An 18,252-nucleotide genomic window follows, 5' to 3' on the forward strand; every position below is an offset into this window, starting at 1 on the left:
GAGACTACCCCTCGATACGGGAGAAATCCGCGACTTCGCGTGTCGCCCGGCGAAGCATCGCGAGCAGCTTCAGCCGGTTCTCGCGCAGATCGGCCTCGGTCGCATTCACCGTCACCTTCTCGAAGAAGGCATCGACCGCCGGGCGCAGTTCGGCGAGGGCCTTCATGGCGTCCTCGAACTTTTCGTCCGCCACCGCCTCGCTCGCCGCATGGGCGGCGCGGGCGAGCGCAACGGCGAGACCCTTCTCCTCGGGCTCGACCAGCGCGCTCAGCGCCGGCGCGTCGTCATAGGAGCGCCCGTCCTTCTTCTCCTCGATCCGCAGGATGTTGGCCGCGCGCTTCGTGGCGGCGAGGAGGTTCTTGCCGTCGTCGGTCTCGAGGAAGCGCGACAGGGCTTCCACCCGCCGGACGATCATGAGGAGGTCGTCGTTCGCGCCCTCCCTCTCCCCGCTTGCGGAGGGAAGGGTCGACCCGGCCGGACGTTCCGCGTCCGCTCGGCTCTCCCCGCCGCCGGCACGGGCGGAGGGTTGGCCGGCCGCCAGCACGGCGTCGATCAGATCGTGCCGGGCGCCGCGCTCGCGCAGATAGACCTTCAAGCGATCGTGGAAGAACGAAAGGAGGTCAGCGCCGGCCGGCCCGGGGCCGCATCGCTTCCCCATCGAGACCCGCAGCCCGTTCTCCAGCACGATCCGGATCACCCCGAGCGCAGCGCGGCGCAGGGCGTAGGGATCCTTCGAGCCCGTCGGCTTCTCGTCGATGGCCCAGAAGCCGACGAGGGTATCGAGCTTGTCGGCGAGGGCGACGGCCACCGCGACGGGATCGGTCGGGATCCGGTCGGAGGGGCCGACCGGCCGGTAGTGATCCTCGATGGCCGTGGCGACAGCCGGCGTCTCGCCCTGGGCCGCCGCGTAGTAGCGGCCCATCAGGCCCTGAAGCTCGGGGAATTCGCCGACCATCTCGGTGACGAGGTCGGCCTTGGCGAGCCGCGCGGCGCGCTCGGCCTCGGCGGGATCGGCGCCGACGACCGGCGCAAGCTCGCGTGCCAGCGCGACGATGCGCTCGACGCGCTCGAACTGGGTGCCGAGCTTCTCGTGGAAGGTGATGGCCTTCAGCCGCTCGAGCCGATCCTCGAGCTTCGTCTTCTTGTCGGTCTCCCAGAAGAACTTCGCATCCGAGAGGCGAGCCCGCACGACGCGCTCGTTGCCGGCGACGATCGCCTTGCCACCGTCCGACGCCTCGATGTTGGAGACGAGGATGAAGCGGTTCGCGAGCGCGCCGTCGCCGGCCGCTTGTTGCCCTCGGCGCAGAACGAAGCACTTCTGGTTGGCCCGGATGGTGGCGCGGATCGCCTCGGGCGGGATGTCGAGGAAGCTTTCGTCGAACGAGCCCATCAGCACGACCGGCCACTCGACGAGGCCGCCGACCTCCTCCAGCAGCCCCTCGTCCTCGACGACCTCGAGGCCCTGCGCGAAGGCGAGGTCGCGGGCGTCGTGGCGGATGATCTCCCGCCGGCGCGCCGCATCGACGACGACCTTGGCCTCGCTCAGCGCCGCCGCGTACTCGCTCCAGCGCCGCGCCCGGATCGCGCCGGGCGCCATGAAGCGGTGACCGCGCGTCGTATCGCCCGAGATGAGGCCGTCGATCAGGAGCGGCACGATCTCGGAGGTGTCGCCTTCCGTGCCGAAGGTGCAGAGCACCGATTGCAGGGGCCGCACCCAGCGGAGCGAGCCCGGCTCGCGCGAGGCCGCGCCCCAGCGCATCGATTTCGGCCAGGGAAAGCCCTTGATGATGCCCGGCAGCAGTTCGGACAGGACCTGCGGGGTCGGCCGGCCCGCGCGCTCGATGGTCGCGACGTAGTAGTCGCCCTTCTTCGCGTCCTGGACGACGCGGATCTGCTCGGCCGAGGTGACGCCCGCGCTCTTGAGGAAGCCCTTCATGGCCTCCTCGGGCGCGCCGACACGCGGGCCGCGCTTCTCCTCCCGCACGTCCTTGCCCTTCGCCGGCAGGCCGGCGACGTGGAGCACGAGCCGGCGCGGCGTCGCATGGGCGACGGCTCCCTCATAGAGGAGGCCCTGGCCGACCAGCGCGTCGGTGACGAGCTTCTTCAGGTCATCGGCGGCCCGGCCCTGCATGCGGGCGGGAATCTCTTCCGAGAGAAGTTCGAGCAGAAGGTCCGGCATGGAACCGCGATCAGAGTGCGAAAAGGAGGAGGAAGCCGCTTAGGCGCGCGCCGCCCGCTTGTCGAGGAGTTGCGGCGCCAGGGGCTTCAACGCGATCCTCCCCTGGAGAGGGAGGGTCGGACCGACGATCCGGGGATGGGGCGGCACCCCTCGTCACGTCGGAGACGAAGACGACGATGCGAGGTGGTCTTCACCCGACCCCGCCGGCTTCGCCCGTGTTCAACCTCGGCTGGCCGAGATTTCCATCTCGTGGACGAGATCGAGCCGTCCGTCCTCCGACACGTCGCAGGAGAGGCGGATCGCGGCGCGGCGGGAGCCGTGGGCCAGATCGAGCAGGCGGAAGAAGCGGTCCGCAGCCAGGAAGACGTCGAAACGGTGCTCGCCCGCATCCGAGACGCCGAAATAATCGCCGGAGACGGCGTCGAACCGCTCCGGCCAGTTGCGGGCCCGCATCTTGAGCTGGGCCGGGGTCGAGCCCCAGAAGGTGAGATCGACGGGACCGAGTTCCTCGTTCGTCTCGACCAGCATCGCAGGCCCCGTGAGCCGGGCGACGCCGGTGTCGAGCGTCGCATCGCTCACGATGTCGTAGGACACGCGCGTGATCGAGATCCGGATATTCCGGCGTGATCCCGGCTTCATGCAGCCTCCTTGGCGGGCTCGAGGGCCGCTCCGCCGCCTTCGGTCTTGAGCCAGGCCGCGCCGCAGGCCTTCGCGAGATCGCGGACGCGCCCGATATAGCTCTGCCGCTCGGTGACGGAGATCACGCCCCGCGCATCGAGCAGGTTGAAGACGTGGCTCGCCTTGATGCACTGGTCGTATGCCGGGAGGGCAAGGCCGTGGCGGCCGCCGGAACCGGCGCCCTCCCCCGCCGCAAGATACGCCTTGCAGGCCGTCTCGGCGTCGCGGAACTGGCGCAGCAGCATCTCCGTGTCGGCATGTTCGAAATTGTGCCGCGAATATTCCTGCTCGGCCTGGAGGAAGACGTCGCCGTAGCTGATGCGCTCCGCCCCTTCGCGTCCGTTGAAATTGAGGTCGTAGACGTTCTCGACGCCCTGGACATACATGGCGAGGCGCTCGAGCCCATAGGTGAGCTCGCCCGACACGGGCATGCACTCGAATCCGGCGACCTGCTGGAAATAGGTGAACTGGCTCACCTCCATCCCGTCGCACCAGCATTCCCAGCCGAGCCCCCAGGCGCCGAGGGTCGGGCTCTCCCAATCGTCCTCGACGAAACGGATGTCGTGAAGCCTGGCATCGATTCCGATCGCGGCCAGCGAGGCGAGATAGAGCTCCTGGAGATCCGGGGGGTTCGGCTTCAGGATCACCTGGAACTGGTAATAGTGCTGGAGCCGGTTCGGGTTCTCGCCGTAGCGGCCGTCCTTCGGCCGGCGCGAGGGCTGGACATAGGCCGCGCGCCAGGGCTTCGGGCCGAGCGCACGAAGCGTCGTCGCCGGATGGAAGGTGCCGGCGCCCACCTCCATGTCGTAGGGCTGCAAGATCACGCAGCCCTGCGCCGCCCAGAATTGCTGCAGCGTCAGGATCAGCCCCTGGAAGGAGCGATGGGGCGAGAGATGGGGCGGCAGCGAAGCTGCGCCCTCGGGCGGCGTGGTGGACGTCGGCATGATGGCCGGAACCCTTAAGAGCGGCCCCTCCCCTGTCAAGCGGAAGGCGTCATGGCGCTGAACCTTCCGCCCGTCCCGCGCGACCAACCCTTCGAGCCGGGGAACGAGACCCCAGGGACGGGCCGGCTGGAGGGAGTGACGAACATGATCGGCATCGGACGGATCGCCATCGCAGCCGCCATCATGACGGCATGCCTCGTCGTCGCGGAATCGCACGGCGCCCGGGCCGGAACGGACGGCAATACGGGGACAGGTCCGGCCTCCTCGTCGCCTGGAGCGCCAAGCGAGGCCGGGTCCGCCGCAGCCGATCCGGCCTGCCCCCGCGTCAAGGTCGTCTATGCCGGCCATGGCGAGGCCGAGCGCTCGCCCTGCCGTCCGGCATCGCGCTGAAACCCACGCCAGCCCGGACACTCTTCATCGGCACGGCCCAGCCGGGCTGACACGGATCAACCGAGTGCAGGATCGTGCAGGCGTGCCGCTTCCGGCGTGAAGCGCCCATCCGGCTCATGCAGGATCAAGGGCGGCAGCAGGAGAAGCGGCGATCGCCCTCCCCTTCGGGCGAAGACGAGGATCCGGCTCGCATTCCGCCCGGCGCGCGGATGGATCGGCATGACGGCCGGCGCACCGAAATCCGGAGCGAGGGCCGCAAGGCAGGCGCCGAGGGCATCGGCCCGGTGGATCAGCGCAAGCCGGCCCCGCGGTTTCAGAACCCGCGCCGCGGCTGCGAGCCAGTCGCGCAGGCCCCCGCCCTCCATGACATGGGCCTTCCTCCGCCCGGCATCCGGCGAAGCCCTGATGCCGGCTGTCTCCTCGAAGAAGGGCGGATTGGTGACGACGAGATCGGCGGGCACCGCAGGCGGCCCTCGACGATCGCCCGCCTGATCCGGGCAGGCTTCGGCAAACGAGGGCTCGCCGATGCCGAACACGTCGCACTCGAATGCAGCCACCCGGCCGCCGACGTCGTTCAGCCCGATGTTCTCGCCCGCGAGGGCGACGAGACCCGGCTCGCGCTCGATAAGGCTCACCCGCGCCGTCGGAACATGCGCAGCGATCATCAGCCCGACCGCCCCGCTCGCACTGCCGAGATCGATCACGTGCTCCCCCGCACGCGCCCCGCTCAGCCCTGCGAGAAGCACCGCATCGGTTCCCGCCCGATGGCCGATGCGCGGCTGCAGCAGCCGAACCCTCCCGCCGAGGAGCCGATCCTCGCTCGTCCGCTCGGGTTCAGGGAGCACGAAGTTCGGCCTCGAGCCCGGCCTCGACGACGAGGCGGCGCGCCTTGGACGCCCAATCGTCAGGGACGAGCAGGCGGCGCGGAAAGGCGCCGATGCCGCCCTCGAGCGCACTGATATGGCCGTCCGCCACGAGGACCGGCACGCGCTCGGCCTCGAGGAGGTTGCGCACGACGTCGATGAGGACGACGTCGCTGGTCCGGATGAGTTCGTGCATCGTCGCTCGGATCCCCGTCTGCTCTTGCGGCAAGCCGCGCGTTGCGGTGCCGCAAAGGGCATGCGAGACCATCATCCGATCGGCCGGCCGATCCGGCAACCGGGGGTACGGGTCTTGGGTGTGGTTCTTCCGTTCGAGGACAAGGCGCCGGGCACCGCGGCCGGGATCGACGATCTCGTCCGGCTGGTGAAGGCGGATATGGCGCGCGTGAATGCGCTCATCCTCTCCCGGACGGGCTCTCGCGTGACGATGATCCCGGAGGTCGCGAACCATCTCATCTCCTCGGGCGGCAAGCGCCTGCGCCCGATGCTGACCCTCGCGACCGCCGCGCTCTCCGGATATGGCGGCGAAGGCCATGTCCGGCTCGCCGCCGCCGTCGAGTTCATGCACACGGCGACGCTTCTGCACGACGACGTCGTCGACGCCTCGACCATGCGGCGGGGCAAGATCGCCGCCCGGATGATGTGGGGCAACGAGGCCAGCGTCCTGGTTGGCGACTTCCTCCTCGGCCAGGCCTTCAAGATGATGGTCGAGACCGGCTCGATGACCGCGCTCGACATCCTCTCCTCGGCCGCGACGGTGATCGCGGAGGGCGAGGTGCTCCAGCTCTCCGCCGCGAAGAACGTCGAGACGAACGAGGACGAGTACATGGCGGTGATCCGCGGCAAGACCGCGGAACTCTTCGCCGCCGCCTGCGAGGTCGGCCCGGTCATCGCCGACCGCCCCAAGGCCGAGCAGGCGGCCTGCCGCTCCTACGGCATGAATCTCGGGATCGCCTTCCAACTCGTCGACGACGCGCTGGATTACGGCGGGTCGGCTTCGGCGCTCGGCAAGAATGTCGGGGACGATTTCCGCGAGGGCAAGATCACCCTGCCGATCGTGCTCGCCTTCCGCCGCGGCGACGAGGCCGAGCGCGCCTTCTGGCGCCGCTCGCTGGAGACGGGCGAGATCGGGGACGGCGACGTCGAGCGCGCGATCGCGATCCTGCGCCGTCACCGGGCCATCGAGGACACGATCGAGCGCGCGCGCCATTACGGCAAGATCGCCTGCGACGCGCTCGCCTTGTTCCCGAACAGCGCTCACAAGGGCGCCCTCCTGGACACGGTCGAGTTCTGCGTCTCGCGAACGCATTGAGAGGGAGGAGCGAAAGGCCGTGAGGCGCACGCTGTCGGTCGCCGCTTTCTGCTCCGCAATAGGCGGGACATGCGGCACGGCTGCCCAGACCCTCAGCGCCCCCGATCTCCTAAGATTGCTCTCCGGCAATACCCTGACCGGTTACAACGGCAAGCTTTTGTTCAGCGAGTGGCATGCTCCCGACGGGCGCGTCCTTGGACATAATGGGGGCATAAAAAACCAGAATTCCTGCTGGACACTGCGAGGCGACGCCGTCTGCTACTACTATCCTCAGCACCGACAGAGCGGGCAGAACGCCCGCACCGAGTTCTGTTGGCATCTCGAATCGGCGAGCCCAACGGCCTACCGCCTCCGCGCCGTCGGCAAGCCGATCAGCGGGCTCGCATGGATCACGCCCGGCAATTCGCGGGACCATTCCGACGAGGGCAAAGCGTGGATCTGCGACACCCTGATGTCGCGGCGCAATCCGGGAGGGGCCGAGGTGGCCGACGCGACGGCACGGAGCGAGACCGCACAGCACTGACGGTGCCGATCGGCGACGAAACGAGCGAGCGCAAGACAGCCCTTGGCCCTCAGGTGCTGCGGAGTTGGACGCCCTGCCGGCCACGGTCGCGACGACGATCGATTACGAAACCCTCGTGGCCGACAGTGGTACCGAGGACGCGGCTGATGGGGCCGCCTTCGACGAGCCGATGGCCGCGCTCGAAAGCGGGGAGAATCATCATCTGAACCTCACACAGATGGTTTCCTTCTACGGCCGTCCCGACTTCTCGCGCGGCCTCTGTAAAGGCAAGGGTCCCGCTCGAAGCAGGTGGCCGAATCCGCTAGCATTCGGCAGGGATTCCTCTCCGACATCGAGTCCGAGCGCAGGAAGCCCTCCGATGAAACCCTGCGGAAGATCAGGGGGTCTGGAAGACTGATCCTTCTCGTTGACTCCTGCCTCGCCGGTTGCTCCCTTCCTATCAAAGTCGGATAGGAGGAAACGATGGCGACATCGGAGCAGGAGATTGAGGCTGCTCAACTAAAATACGCCGACCTTATGGAAGAGATCAAAACGCGAATTCGATACATAAACGCTGTCGTATCCAATGACATCTCACTTCCGGCGCGCATTGCTGAGGAATTCTGCTTCCTACAGGTGCGCATGGTTTGCGAGACGGTGGCCCTTGGGTGCTTGATCGCTCACGGAGACATAGAGTACGCAAACTCCAAGGCTATGCTACGCGCTTATGAAGCCAAGGTGATACTTTCAAAACTTGAAGCGCTCCGTCCGAATTTCTTCCCCCGTCGCCTTAAGGACGGTCAAGGCCGCGGGGGAGTTCGCTCGATGGAGGGGGACGACAGCCAGGAGCCGTTCACCAAGGACGAGCTCCTCGAATTGCACGGGCGCTGTGGCAATTACACACATCGAGGGCGTCTCGGAAGCTTAACCCTCATGCATAGTCAGTCGACCAATGACTTTATCGAGATGGCGCCAACGATGCAGCGTTTGGTTGATCTTCTATCGTACCATGCAATATTCTTCACAACCGACCGATTTTGGCTTTGTCACCTCCACACGAAGGAGAGTCAGGCTGTTCAGGTTTACGAGATGATCCGGGCCAAATCACCCCGATGATGTCATAGCCAAAGCCGCCGACGACGCCCGTTTGCGGGCGTCGCATCCCGAGGCTCTGCTCAGCCGAAGGCGGGACACCCAAACTAGCGATGCCATACACCACCTGCCCGCCTTCTCAGGAAGCAGATGAGCAGATCAGCGCAAAGCCTTGGAAAACGATGGTGCCCAGGGACGGAATCGAACCGCCGACACTGCGATTTTCAGTCGCATGCTCTACCAACTGAGCTACCTGGGCGTCCTCGGCCTAAGGCCGGGAGAGCGGCGCTTATATCAGGACATTTTTCTGTGTCCAGCACCCTCGTCGTCAGAAACGTCATCGTCCATTTCATCCTCGGCCACGGGGATGGCGTAGCTGCCCGTGAGCCAGCGGCCGAGATCGACATCCGCGCAGCGGACGGAGCAGAACGGACGGGTCTTGTCCGCCGCCGGCCGGCCGCAGATCGGGCAGGGCTTGAGCGCGATCGCGGTCATGCGGCCGCCTTCGCCCAGCCGCTTCGAACCGGGAACCCCTCCCCCTCGAGCAGGGTCGCGGTCTCGTAGAGCGGCAGCCCCACGACGCCGCTATAGGAGCCGATGAGGCCCAGCACGAAGGCCGAGGCGAGCCCCTGGATGGCATAGCCCCCAGCCTTGCCGCGCCATTCGCCGGACGCGAGATAGGCGTCGATCTCCGCCGGCGCGAGCCGCTTCACCTTCACCCGTGTCTCGACGAGGCGCTCGCGCAGCCGTCCGGCCGGCGTCACGAGCGCGACGGCCGTGTAGACCCGGTGGGATCGGCCGGAGAGAAGATCGAGGCAGCGGCGTGCGTCCTCCTCGCTCTCCGCCTTCGGCAGGATGCGACGGCCGGCTGCGACGACGGTGTCGGCCGCCAGGATGAAGGCTTCCGGCGTCCCGAGGGCATGACGACAGGATTCGGCCTTCTCGCCAGCGAGGCGCCGGGCATGGTGCGCCGGCAGCTCCGCCTTGCGGACCGATTCGTCGATGTCGGTCTGGTGCACGAGGTCGGGCCTGATCCCGATCTGCCCGAGAAGGGCGAGACGTCGCGGCGATGCGGAGGCCAGGATCAGGCGGGCTGGCCGGATGGGCCCGCTCAGGACGGCGCCCCCCCGCTCTCCGGGCGAGCTGGAACGCCCTCCGCAGGAGCTGGCGCCTGCGCCTCTCCGTCGGCCGGCAGGCTCGGCGCTGCGGCCTCCTTGCGCGCGAAGACACGGTAGCGCGAGACGCTGATGGGAATGGTCGCGAGGTAGAGGATCGAGAGCACCGCCATGGCCTCGAACGGAAAGCTGACCATCAGCCCGAACAGCGCTACGGTGAGCACGAAGAGCGGCAGCACCCAGTCGCGGGGGATGCGCTTGCCCCAGGTCTTGCCCGACCAGGTCGGGACGGTCGAAACCATCATGAGGGCGATGGCCAGCACATAGACCATGGCCACGGGCGCGGCCGCCTGGACCGGCACGCCGAGGAAATGCAGGTAGATCGGCAGCAGCGCCGCGCCGGCCCCGGCAGGAGCGGGCATGCCGACGAAGAAGTCCTTCTTCCATTCCGGCGTGTTCGGCTCGTCGAGCGCCGCGTTGAAGCGGGCGAGGCGCAGGGCGGCCGCGATCGCGAAGATGAGCGCCACCACCCAGCCGACCGCCTTGATCTCGTGCAGGATGAAGGAATGCAGCACGAGCGCGGGAGCGACGCCGAAATTCAGGAAGTCGGCCAGCGAATCGAGCTCGGCGCCGAAGCGGGAGGTCCCCTTCAGCAACCGCGCGACGCGGCCGTCGACACCGTCGAGAATGGCCGCGACGAGGATCGCGAAGACGGCCGGCTCCAGCCGGCCGTCGAAGGCGAGCCGGATCGCCGTCAGCCCGAGGCAGAGCGCGAGCAGCGTGATCAGGTTCGGTGCCACCATCCGGAACGGCACCGGCTTGAATCGGCGCTTCCTCGGCTCGGCCGGATCGGGCGCGTAGGGCTGGAAGAGGTCGCTCATGGCTCTCGGAAGGTAGGGGGCGGCCGGGACGCCATCAAGCGGCGCTCAGGCCTTTACGAAGCTGCGGGCACCGCTGCCGGGTCCGAGATCCGCGAGAGGGGTCTCGCCGGCGATCGCGGTCTGGCCCACGCCCACCAGCACCTCGGTGCCGAGCGGCAGGTAGACGTCGACGCGCGAGCCGAAGCGGATAAGGCCGAAGCGCTCGCCGACGGCGACGGTCTGTCCTTCGGACACCCAGCCGACGATGCGGCGCGCCACGAGGCCCGCGATCTGAACCACGCCGATCGTGTGGCGCCCGGTCTCGATCACGAGCGCGTTGCGCTCGTTGTCCTCGCTCGCCTTGTCGAGCTCGGCGTTGAGGAACAGGCCGGGCGTATAGACAATCCGGCTGATACGGCCGGGCACGGGCGCGCGGTTCACGTGGCAATCGAACACGTTCATGAACACGGAGATTCGAAGGAGCGGCGTCGGCGAAAGGCCGGTCTCCGGCGGAGGCATCACCGTCGTGATCATGCTGATGCGACCATCCGCCGGCGAGACCACGAGCCCGTCGCGGACGGGCGTGACGCGGGCGGGGTCGCGGAAGAAGTAGCAGACCCAAACCGTGATCAGCATCAGGAACCAGAACAGCGGCTGCCACAGGAAGCCAAGCGCGATCCCGAGCGCGAAGGCGATCCCGATGAAGGGGTAGCCCTCTTTCCTGATCGGCACGAAGATCCGCCGAATCGACTGCATGATGTCGTTCATGGGGAGTGTTGGTCCTCGGATTGTCTTGCCCCGACGCGGGCAGGAGGGGTCGCAGGCCCTGCCGCCGCCGTCAATCCGCCCGCTCCTTCCGAGAGGAGGAGACGATGGGTCGGCTCTTCGGCGGCCTCGGTCTCGTGAAGCGTCTCGCGCGCCTCGGCGGCGCGCCGCTGGCGATCCCACATCGCAGCGTATGTGCCATCGCTCGCGAGGAGGGCCTCGTGCGTGCCTCGCTCGACGATGCGTCCCCGGTCGAGCACGATGATCTCGTCGGCCGAGACGATGGTGGAGAGGCGGTGGGCGATGACGAGGGTCGTCCGCCCGCGAGAAACCCGTTCGAGAGCGTCCTGGATCTCCCGCTCGGTGAAGCTGTCGAGCGCGGAGGTCGCTTCGTCGAGGACGAGGATCGGCGGCCCTTTCAGGATGGTGCGGGCGATGGCGACGCGCTGCTTCTCGCCGCCCGAGAGCTTGAGACCGCGCTCGCCGACCGGCGTGTCGTACCCTTCGGGCAAAGCCTCGATGAAGCCGTCGATCTGGGCGAGCCGGGCCGCCTCGCGGACCTCGTCCTCGCTCGCGTCCCAACGACCATAACGGATGTTGTAGCCGATCGTATCGTTGAACAGCACCGTATCCTGCGGGACCATGCCGAGCGCGGCCCTCAGGCTCGCCTGTGCGACGCCGGCCATGTCCTGCCCGTCGATGAGGATGCGTCCGGATTGCGGCTCGTAGAAGCGGAACAGGAGGCGCGAGATGGTCGACTTGCCCGCGCCTGAGGGTCCGACGATCGCGACCGTATGCCCCGCGGGCACCGTGAAGCTCACACCCTTCAGGATCGGCCGCGCCGGCGTGTAGGCGAAATGCACGTCCTCGAAACGCACCTCTCCCGCCTTCACGGCCAGATCGGGCGCGCCCGGCCTGTCCTCGATCTCGGGATTCCGCTCGAGGATCCGGAACATGTCGTCGATGTCGATCAGCGACTGTTTGATCTCGCGATAGATCATGCCCATGAAATTCAGCGGCATGTAGAGTTGGATCAGCATCGCGTTGACCAGCACGAAGCTGCCGATGGACGCCTTTCCCGAGGCGACGTCCCGTGCGGCCAGCAGCATGACGATCGCCATGCCGGCGGAGTAGATGATCGCCTGGCCGCTATTGAGGATCGCAAGCGACGTGTAGGTCTGGGTGGAGGCGCGCTCGTAGCGCGCCATCGACCTGTCGTAGCGCTCCGCCTCGCGGGCTTCGGCTCCGAAATACTTCACGGTCTCGAAGTTGAGCAGCGAATCGACCGCCCGCACGTTCGCGTCCGTGTCGGATTCGTTCATCTGCCGGCGGATCGCGATCCGCCATTCCGTCGCCCGGTAGGTGAAGGCGAGATAGACCCCGATCATCGCGGCGACCACGACCGAGTAGATCCAGCCGAATTGCCAGGCGAGGATCGCGATCACCATCACGAACTCGATGATGGTCGGGATCAGCTGCAGCACGAAGAGGCGCGACAGCTCCTCGATCCCGTTCCGGCCGCGCTCGAGAACCCGGGTCAGTCCGCCGGTCTTCCGTTCCAGATGGAAGCGCAGCGAGAGCGCGTGCATATGCTCGAAGGTCCGCTGTGCGAGCCGCCTCACGGCGTCCATCGCGACCTTGGCGAAGACGCCGTCCCGGGCCTGGGTCAGGAGCGCCATCAGCGCCCGCGATCCGCCGTAAGCGACGGTGAGCAGGGCGGGAGCCGACCAGAGGAAGGCCGAATCCGCGGATACGAGCGGCGCCTTCCCCTCGGCGATGGCGACCAGCGCGTCGGTCGCCCACTTGAACGTGAAGGGCACGAGCATCGTCACGCCCTTGGCGACGAGCAGCAGGCCGAAGGCGATGAAGACCCTGCGCTGGAGGTCGCGGCGCCCCCTGGGCCAGAGGAAAGGCCAGAGTTTCAGGAAGGTGCCGACGAGACCGGGGCCGCCGACCGGAGCCGGAGCGGCCGTCGCGGGCGGCGTGGGGGCGAGCATCAAAATCTGTCCGGAGAGATTCCGGTCCCTATACAGCCGCCCGCTGCCGGATGCACGCCCGGTCGGGCGTCAGTGCTTCGCGGTTTCGCTGGACGGAGCCGGCAGGACGAATATCTGTCCGGGATAGATCAGATCGGGGTTCCTGATCTGCTTGGCATTGGCACCGTAGATCACGCTGTAGCGCCAGCCGTCGCCATAGGTCCGATGGGAAATCGCCCAGAGGCTGTCGCCCCGGGCCACGGTCGTCGTCGACACGGAGGGAATCACCACTATCGGCCCCGGAGGCGCCGACGAGGACGCCAGGTCGCTGCCCGCTCGCGAAGCGCCCGCATCGCCGGCATGCTGGGATCCCTTTTCCGTCCGCTCCCGAGGCTCGGGCGAGGATCCGGCGACGACGTCATCGCCCGCCGCGGCCATGCGCGTCTGCTCGCGCCCAGTCGCCGGAGCTGCGCCGGACGGAGCGGGAGCCTTGCCGCCGGCCAACTCGATCGGCATCTCGAACGGGACCTCGGCACGCGAGCGCACCTGCCCGGATACGGGGTCGATATCGTCCAGCCGCACCCTGTAGCTGCCCGGCCGGATGCCGCGGTCGATGGCGAAGGCGACGCGGCCATCGCCCCCGGCCGCTGCCGGCGCGATGAAGCTGTCATTGAGGTAGAGCCGCACGGTCGCGGCCGGCGCGGCGCTCGCCGAGACCAGAAGGCGACCTGCCCCCTCGACCTCGACGCTCGCGATCTGGATCGGGGGCCTGGACTTCGCCGGAGCCTGGACGGGCCGGGAGGGATCGGCCTGCACCGCGCCCCCCACCGGCTTGTCCGGCCGAGGCGGCGCTTCCGAGGACGCCCCCTGCCCTGCCGAACCCGGCCGCGGCGACGGCGAGGCCGGCGGGCTCGCCGATGCCACCTTCGGCTGCGCATCGGGGCGCGACAGGACGACCGCCGGCTGTCCCGGCGCCGTCACCGTCACGAGCGGCGCATCGAGCCCGTTATCGGCGACGACGACGGTGACGGTCTGCGTCGAGAAGAGCTTGCTTCCGTCCCCGTTCGGAACCTGCAGCACCAGCTCGTGACTGCCGCTCGGCAGCGGATCCGGGACCAGCGCGAAGAGCCCCGAAGGATCGGCGACGACGCGCGCATGGCGCCGTCCGTTGACCAGCAATTCGACCGTCGCGCCCGGCGCGGCACGCCCCGCGACCACGGTCTCGCCGGTCGGCTCGACCCGCACGACATCGAAAGCCGGTGAAGCGCCCGGCGCGGGGGCGGTGGAGGGTGCATCCGCGGCACGCTTCGCCGGTGCATCGGCTGACGGGGGCCTGTCGGCAGGCTTCTGCGCGACCGGCTTGGGGCCTGGATTGGCAGGAGGCGCCTCGGCGGCTGGCGCAGCGGAACCCTGTCCGGGATGGGACGGGTTCGATTGTGCAGGTGCAGGCGCGGGTCGGGTCGCGTCCGGGGCGGCCTCCGCGACCGTGTCCGCACCTCGGCCACCGCCATAATAGCGGTAGCCGTACCAGCCCAAGCTTGCGGCGAAGGCTGCGACCGCCAAAATGGGGAGTGCGAAACTGGATAGGCCTGCGCGCATCGTAATCCGATCTAACGCATCTATTGGGACAACAACAAGGAAGCGCGCATGCGTGATGAAAAATCGGCCGATTTGGCGCACCGGACGCGCGGATCGGCGAGCCGGCTCGGAAGCGTCTGCGTCTATTGCGGCTCAAGCCCGGGAGCGGACCCCGCGTTCGCGGCGGCCGCCGAGGAGCTCGGCCGCCGATTCGCCGAATCGGAGATCGAACTCGTCTATGGCGGCGGCAATATCGGACTGATGGGAACCGTCGCGCGGGCGACGCTGGATGCCGGCGGCCGCGTGACCGGCATCATCCCCGATTTCCTCAAGCGGGCCGAGCGCATGCTGGACGACGTCCAGGAGCTGATCGTCGTGCCGGACATGCACACCCGCAAGCAGTTGATGTTCGAACGGGCCGACGCCTTCGTCGCAATGCCCGGCGGCATCGGCACGCTCGAGGAACTGATCGAGCAGATGACCTGGGCTCAGCTCGGCCGGCACCGCAAGCCGATCCTGCTGCTCGACATCGGCGGCTTCTGGCGGCCTCTTCTGACGCTGATCGGTCACATGGGCGATCAGGGCTTCATCCGGCCGGGGCTCGAGCTGACCTATCTCGTCGCCGAGACGCCCGCCGACGTCCTCCCCATGCTGGAGCAGGCGATGCCGCCGCCCTCGGAAACGGCGCAGGACGAACTGGTGACGGAGCGCTTCTGAGACGGACCGACGACGCGGCCACGATCCGAGACCTGTCCCCAGCGAAGCCCCCGCGGGCCTTAGGTCGCACGGCCGCCGGCCTGGACAGGGGGGCGGCATTCTGGTCTCACCCCGCGCGTGGATCGCGAGGAGAGCATCATGACAAGAGCACGGACGGCGACATTCATGGCGACCGGGCTCCTCGCTGCGGTGCTCGGCGCGACCCCGGCGCTCGCTCAGCGCTCGCTCTTCGATCAGCCGATCCAGAACCCGACCGAGAGCCCCGCCCCGGAGCCGGCCGCTCCCGTCGCTGCCCCGGTCGCCCCGCCCGCCCCCGCGCCGACGGCCCAGGCCGCCCCTGCGGAGCCGGCGGCCGAGGAGGCCGCCGAGCCGGCGCCTCAAGCCAAGCCGAGGCCGCGCAAGCCCAGAGGCCCCGTCCCGGCCCGCTCGCTCGTCGTGACCAATGGCGGCCCGATCGGACTCGTCGCGCTCGAGGTGAGCCAGGACGGTCGCGGCGCCTCTCTCAAGGCACCGCTCGCGCCGGGCAAGAAGATCACGCTGCGGCTGCCGGCCTTCAAGGGCTGTGAGGTCAACGTCGTCGCCACCTTCGAAGGTGGGCAACCCGATACGCATCAGGTCGACATCTGCAAGGAAAAGACCCTCAACTTCAAAGGTTGACCGGTTTGGCCGACGAAGCGATTCCCGACGGCAGCGCACCTCGCTCCTTCACCGTCATCTACACCGAAGACGTGCTGCGCGACGCCGTGCGGACCTTCGTCTGGCGCCGCTTCGTCATCGATCAGGCCCGAATGTGGATCGTGGCGCTCGTGATGGCGGGCGTCGTCTTCGCGGGCCTCATGGAGGGCGGCTCTCAGCTCGGACTGACGCTCGCCGCCATCGCGACGCTCATTCCCCTCGCCTTGGCGCTGATCGCCTGGTGGGTGCACGGGTCGAGCACGCTCGGCGCCTTCCGCCGGATGCGGATTCCGCGCGCGACCTTCACCCTGCACGAGGACGAGATGGACATCGCCTCGGACATGGCGACGGGCACGGTGCCTTGGTCGGCGCTCACGGAGATCTGGGAGCGCCCGCGCTTCTGGATGATCTTCACGGCCAGGAACCAGTTCAACGTCATCCCGAAGGACAATGTGCCGGAAGAAACCCGCGCCTGGTTCAGGGCGCGGAACCGTCGCATCCTCAAGCAGATGTGACGTCGCCTGCGGTGAGCAGCAGGCGAAGCTCGCCCGGCATCAGATCCGGCAGATCCTCCGCGATCAGTCCGGGCCCGAACCGCCCGCCCGCCGCCGCATGCAGCCAGACCGCGGCGCATGAGGCCTCGAAGGCGTCCATGCCTTGCGCCATGAGACCGGTGATCAATCCGACGAGCACGTCGCCGCTGCCGGCCGTCGCGAGGTAGGCGGAGCCGTTCTCGTTGATGGCAGCCCTTCCATCCGGCGCGGCGATGACGGTATCGGGCCCTTTCAGCACCACCACGGCGCCCGTGTCGGCAGCCGCTCGACGAGCACGATCGAGCTTGGACAGGCCCGTGCCTTTTCCGAAGAGACGGGCGAACTCTCCCTCATGCGGCGTGAGCACGACGGGGTGCTCACGCCCTGCCCCGATCAGGTCCGCCAGGGCCTGCGCGTCGCCCGCGAAGCTCGTCAGGGCATCCGCATCCAGGACCGTCGCTCGATCCGATTCCAGGACGGCTGCGACCCATGCCCGCGTCGTCTCGCCGATTCCGAGGGCAGGCCCGAGAGCGACCGCGTTGAAGCGGTCGTCCATCAGAAGATCAGACAACTCGTCCGGCTCGTCGCAGACCCGGATCATGATCGCCGTCAGATGCGCCGCGTTCACGGACAAGGCGCGTGCGGAGGTGACGAGCGTCACGAGCCCGGCCCCGATCCGGAGCGCCCCTCGGGCGGCGAGGCGCGCCGCGCCCGTATGCGAAGGACCACCCGACAGCACCACCGCATGGCCGCGATCGTATTTGTGCGAGATCGAGCCCGGCCGCGGGAAGGTTGCGAGCCAGGCGGCCGGCTCATTCGCCACGGTGAGGACACCCGCACCGTGCGAGACCTCGGACGGAATGCCGATATCGGCGACCGTCACGCAGCCGCTGTATTCGCGCCCCGGCTGCAGCAGATGGCCGGGCTTGCGCGCAGCGAGCGCGATCGTCCGACCAGCCCTGATCGCGACGCCCCTGACCTGTCCGCTATCGGCGTCGACGCCGCTCGGAATATCGATCGCCACCACGGCGGCACCGCTGTCGCTGACGCGCCCGACGATTCCCGCGACCTCGCCCTCGAGATCGCGGCCGATGCCGGTGCCGAACAGCGCGTCGACGATCAGGTCCGCCGGGTCCGGCACGGCATCCTCGAGCGGAAGGACCGGGCCGGGCCAGTCGGCAGCGGCGAGAGCGGCGGCGCCGCGGAGCTCACCGCCGAAGGCGGCGACCCTCACCCTCCGTCCCGCCTCGGCCAGGAGCCGCGCCACGACATAACCGTCACCGCCGTTGTTGCCGGGTCCGCAAAGCACGAGAACGGGCGCGGAGCGCCAACGCGCCTCGGACAGGATGACATCGGCCACGGCTCGGCCTGCCCGGCGCATCAGATCGATCCCGGGCGTGCCCGACGTGATCGTTTCGGCATCCCACCGACGCATTTCTGCCGAAACCGGAAGCAGCTCGCCCCTCATGACTCTCCCCAACCGGCCGCCGCGGCCAAAATTGCTTACGAACTAGCCCATCTGCTCACGTTTTAGGCAGACACTGCCCACCGGGCCGGTGATTCGCCATGGCGGGCCAATGGGGGGAATGATAAGCCTTCGACATCGCTTCATTCCCAGGTGCCGAGCCATAGCTGCGATGAAAAAGATCGAAGCCATCATCAAGCCCTTCAAGCTCGACGAGGTGAAGGAAGCCCTGCAGGAGGTGGGCCTCCAGGGGATCACCGTCGTCGAAGCGAAGGGCTTCGGCCGCCAGAAGGGACACACGGAATTGTACCGCGGCGCCGAGTACGTGGTCGATTTTCTGCCCAAGGTGAAGCTTGAGATCGTGATCGGCGACGATCTCGTCGACCGCGCGGTCGACGCCATCCGCAAGGCGGCCCAGACCGGCCGCATCGGAGATGGCAAGATTTTTGTATCGAACATCGAGGAAGCGATCCGCATCCGCACCGGCGAAACCGGCTCCGACGCGATCTGACCTTCTACCTGTTGTTTGCAGCCTGCCTCCCGGCGCACCGCCGGGTTTTGTCGTGGACAAAAGAAAGGACCATCGTCAG

21 protein-coding genes and 1 tRNA gene are annotated in these 18,252 nt (G+C 68.1%); 9 read left to right on the forward strand and 13 right to left on the reverse strand.

Annotation, left to right across the window (positions count from 1 at the left end; genetic code table 11):
• Nucleotides 1–4: 4 nt before the first annotated feature.
• From glyS to EV668_RS08130, 3 genes are all read right to left on the reverse strand, one after another.
• Nucleotides 5–2,179 (reverse strand): glycine--tRNA ligase subunit beta, encoded by a 2,175-nt coding sequence (glyS, locus tag EV668_RS08120; protein ID WP_133769265.1) that lies wholly within the window; start codon nt 2,177–2,179, stop codon nt 5–7.
• 219 nt (nt 2,180–2,398) lie between these two features.
• Nucleotides 2,399–2,818 (reverse strand): hypothetical protein, encoded by a 420-nt coding sequence (locus EV668_RS08125; protein ID WP_133769266.1) that lies wholly within the window; start codon nt 2,816–2,818, stop codon nt 2,399–2,401.
• The gene (locus tag EV668_RS08130; protein WP_133769267.1) at nt 2,815–3,801 is read right to left on the reverse strand and encodes a glycine--tRNA ligase subunit alpha; all 987 of its coding nucleotides are present in this window, start codon (nt 3,799–3,801) and stop codon (nt 2,815–2,817) included. The genes EV668_RS08125 and EV668_RS08130 overlap by 4 nt, the downstream gene beginning before the upstream one ends.
• A gap of 51 nt (nt 3,802–3,852) precedes the next feature.
• On the opposite strand from EV668_RS08130, the gene EV668_RS08135 reads away from it, so the two are divergent.
• Nucleotides 3,853–4,191, forward strand: coding sequence for a hypothetical protein (locus EV668_RS08135; protein ID WP_133769268.1), 339 nt, complete (start codon nt 3,853–3,855; stop codon nt 4,189–4,191).
• A 56-nt stretch (nt 4,192–4,247) separates the two neighbouring features.
• On the opposite strand, the gene EV668_RS08140 is transcribed toward EV668_RS08135, so the two are convergent.
• Together EV668_RS08140 and EV668_RS08145 are read right to left on the reverse strand one after the other, a co-directional pair.
• The gene (locus EV668_RS08140) at nt 4,248–5,036 is read right to left on the reverse strand and encodes a tRNA1(Val) (adenine(37)-N6)-methyltransferase (protein WP_133769269.1); all 789 of its coding nucleotides are present in this window, start codon (nt 5,034–5,036) and stop codon (nt 4,248–4,250) included.
• Nucleotides 5,026–5,250, reverse strand: coding sequence for a putative signal transducing protein (locus EV668_RS08145; protein ID WP_133769270.1), 225 nt, complete (start codon nt 5,248–5,250; stop codon nt 5,026–5,028). The genes EV668_RS08140 and EV668_RS08145 overlap by 11 nt, the downstream gene beginning before the upstream one ends.
• A gap of 114 nt (nt 5,251–5,364) precedes the next feature.
• Between EV668_RS08145 and EV668_RS08150 the strand changes: the two genes are divergently transcribed.
• The 4 genes from EV668_RS08150 to EV668_RS08160 all read left to right on the forward strand — a co-directional run bounded on the left by EV668_RS08150 (nt 5,365) and on the right by EV668_RS08160 (nt 8,002).
• The gene (locus tag EV668_RS08150; RefSeq protein WP_133769271.1) at nt 5,365–6,384 is read left to right on the forward strand and encodes a polyprenyl synthetase family protein; all 1,020 of its coding nucleotides are present in this window, start codon (nt 5,365–5,367) and stop codon (nt 6,382–6,384) included.
• Nucleotides 6,385–6,403: 19 nt separating this feature from the next.
• On the forward strand, nt 6,404–6,907 hold the full coding sequence (locus EV668_RS08155; RefSeq protein ID WP_133769272.1) for a hypothetical protein: 504 nt from the start codon (nt 6,404–6,406) through the stop codon (nt 6,905–6,907).
• Nucleotides 6,908–7,195: 288 nt separating this feature from the next.
• The gene (locus tag EV668_RS25745) at nt 7,196–7,360 is read left to right on the forward strand and encodes a hypothetical protein (RefSeq protein ID WP_425359593.1); all 165 of its coding nucleotides are present in this window, start codon (nt 7,196–7,198) and stop codon (nt 7,358–7,360) included.
• Nucleotides 7,361–7,369: 9 nt separating this feature from the next.
• Nucleotides 7,370–8,002, forward strand: coding sequence for a hypothetical protein (locus EV668_RS08160; RefSeq protein WP_133769273.1), 633 nt, complete (start codon nt 7,370–7,372; stop codon nt 8,000–8,002).
• 159 nt (nt 8,003–8,161) lie between these two features.
• Here EV668_RS08160 and EV668_RS08165 read toward each other — a convergent pair.
• The 7 genes from EV668_RS08165 to EV668_RS08195 form a co-directional block, all read right to left on the reverse strand.
• Nucleotides 8,162–8,237, reverse strand: a tRNA-Phe gene (locus EV668_RS08165).
• A 35-nt stretch (nt 8,238–8,272) separates the two neighbouring features.
• Nucleotides 8,273–8,473: a DNA gyrase inhibitor YacG gene (gene yacG / locus EV668_RS08170; RefSeq protein ID WP_133769274.1), complete on the reverse strand. Its 201-nt coding sequence runs from the start codon at nt 8,471–8,473 to the stop codon at nt 8,273–8,275.
• On the reverse strand, nt 8,470–9,093 hold the full coding sequence (locus tag EV668_RS08175) for a Maf family nucleotide pyrophosphatase (RefSeq protein WP_133770075.1): 624 nt from the start codon (nt 9,091–9,093) through the stop codon (nt 8,470–8,472). The genes yacG and EV668_RS08175 overlap by 4 nt, the downstream gene beginning before the upstream one ends.
• Nucleotides 9,090–9,974, reverse strand: coding sequence for a CDP-alcohol phosphatidyltransferase family protein (locus tag EV668_RS08180; protein WP_133769275.1), 885 nt, complete (start codon nt 9,972–9,974; stop codon nt 9,090–9,092). Before EV668_RS08180 ends, EV668_RS08175 begins: the two co-directional genes overlap by 4 nt.
• A 45-nt stretch (nt 9,975–10,019) precedes the next feature.
• On the reverse strand, nt 10,020–10,721 hold the full coding sequence (locus EV668_RS08185; RefSeq protein ID WP_133769276.1) for a phosphatidylserine decarboxylase: 702 nt from the start codon (nt 10,719–10,721) through the stop codon (nt 10,020–10,022).
• A complete protein-coding gene (locus EV668_RS08190) occupies nt 10,718–12,715 on the reverse strand; it encodes an ABCB family ABC transporter ATP-binding protein/permease (RefSeq protein WP_133769277.1) in 1,998 nt (665 codons plus the stop codon). Before EV668_RS08190 ends, EV668_RS08185 begins: the two co-directional genes overlap by 4 nt.
• 69 nt (nt 12,716–12,784) lie before the next feature.
• Nucleotides 12,785–13,939, reverse strand: a complete 1,155-nt coding sequence (locus EV668_RS08195) for a LysM peptidoglycan-binding domain-containing protein (RefSeq protein ID WP_133769278.1) — start codon at nt 13,937–13,939, stop codon at nt 12,785–12,787.
• Between the two features lie 402 nt (nt 13,940–14,341).
• Between EV668_RS08195 and EV668_RS08200 the strand changes: the two genes are divergently transcribed.
• From EV668_RS08200 to EV668_RS08210, 3 genes are all read left to right on the forward strand, one after another.
• Nucleotides 14,342–14,989 carry an LOG family protein gene (locus tag EV668_RS08200; protein WP_133769279.1) on the forward strand — a complete coding sequence of 216 codons (648 nt, stop codon included), beginning with the start codon at nt 14,342–14,344 and terminating at the stop codon, nt 14,987–14,989.
• 138 nt (nt 14,990–15,127) lie between these two features.
• Nucleotides 15,128–15,646 carry a hypothetical protein gene (locus tag EV668_RS25030; RefSeq protein WP_133769280.1) on the forward strand — a complete coding sequence of 173 codons (519 nt, stop codon included), beginning with the start codon at nt 15,128–15,130 and terminating at the stop codon, nt 15,644–15,646.
• 5 nt (nt 15,647–15,651) lie between these two features.
• On the forward strand, nt 15,652–16,179 hold the full coding sequence (locus tag EV668_RS08210) for a YcxB family protein (RefSeq protein WP_133769281.1): 528 nt from the start codon (nt 15,652–15,654) through the stop codon (nt 16,177–16,179).
• Here the strand turns inward: EV668_RS08210 and EV668_RS08215 are convergent.
• On the reverse strand, nt 16,166–17,665 hold the full coding sequence (locus tag EV668_RS08215; protein WP_133769282.1) for an NAD(P)H-hydrate dehydratase: 1,500 nt from the start codon (nt 17,663–17,665) through the stop codon (nt 16,166–16,168). The genes EV668_RS08210 and EV668_RS08215 overlap by 14 nt on opposite strands.
• Nucleotides 17,666–17,834: 169 nt before the next feature.
• Between EV668_RS08215 and EV668_RS08220 the strand changes: the two genes are divergently transcribed.
• Nucleotides 17,835–18,173, forward strand: a complete 339-nt coding sequence (locus tag EV668_RS08220) for a P-II family nitrogen regulator (protein WP_133770077.1) — start codon at nt 17,835–17,837, stop codon at nt 18,171–18,173.
• Nucleotides 18,174–18,252: the final 79 nt, after the last annotated feature.

This window comes from Enterovirga rhinocerotis, from assembly GCF_004363955.1.
GTDB classification, from domain to species: Bacteria; Pseudomonadota; Alphaproteobacteria; order Rhizobiales; family Beijerinckiaceae; genus Enterovirga; species Enterovirga rhinocerotis.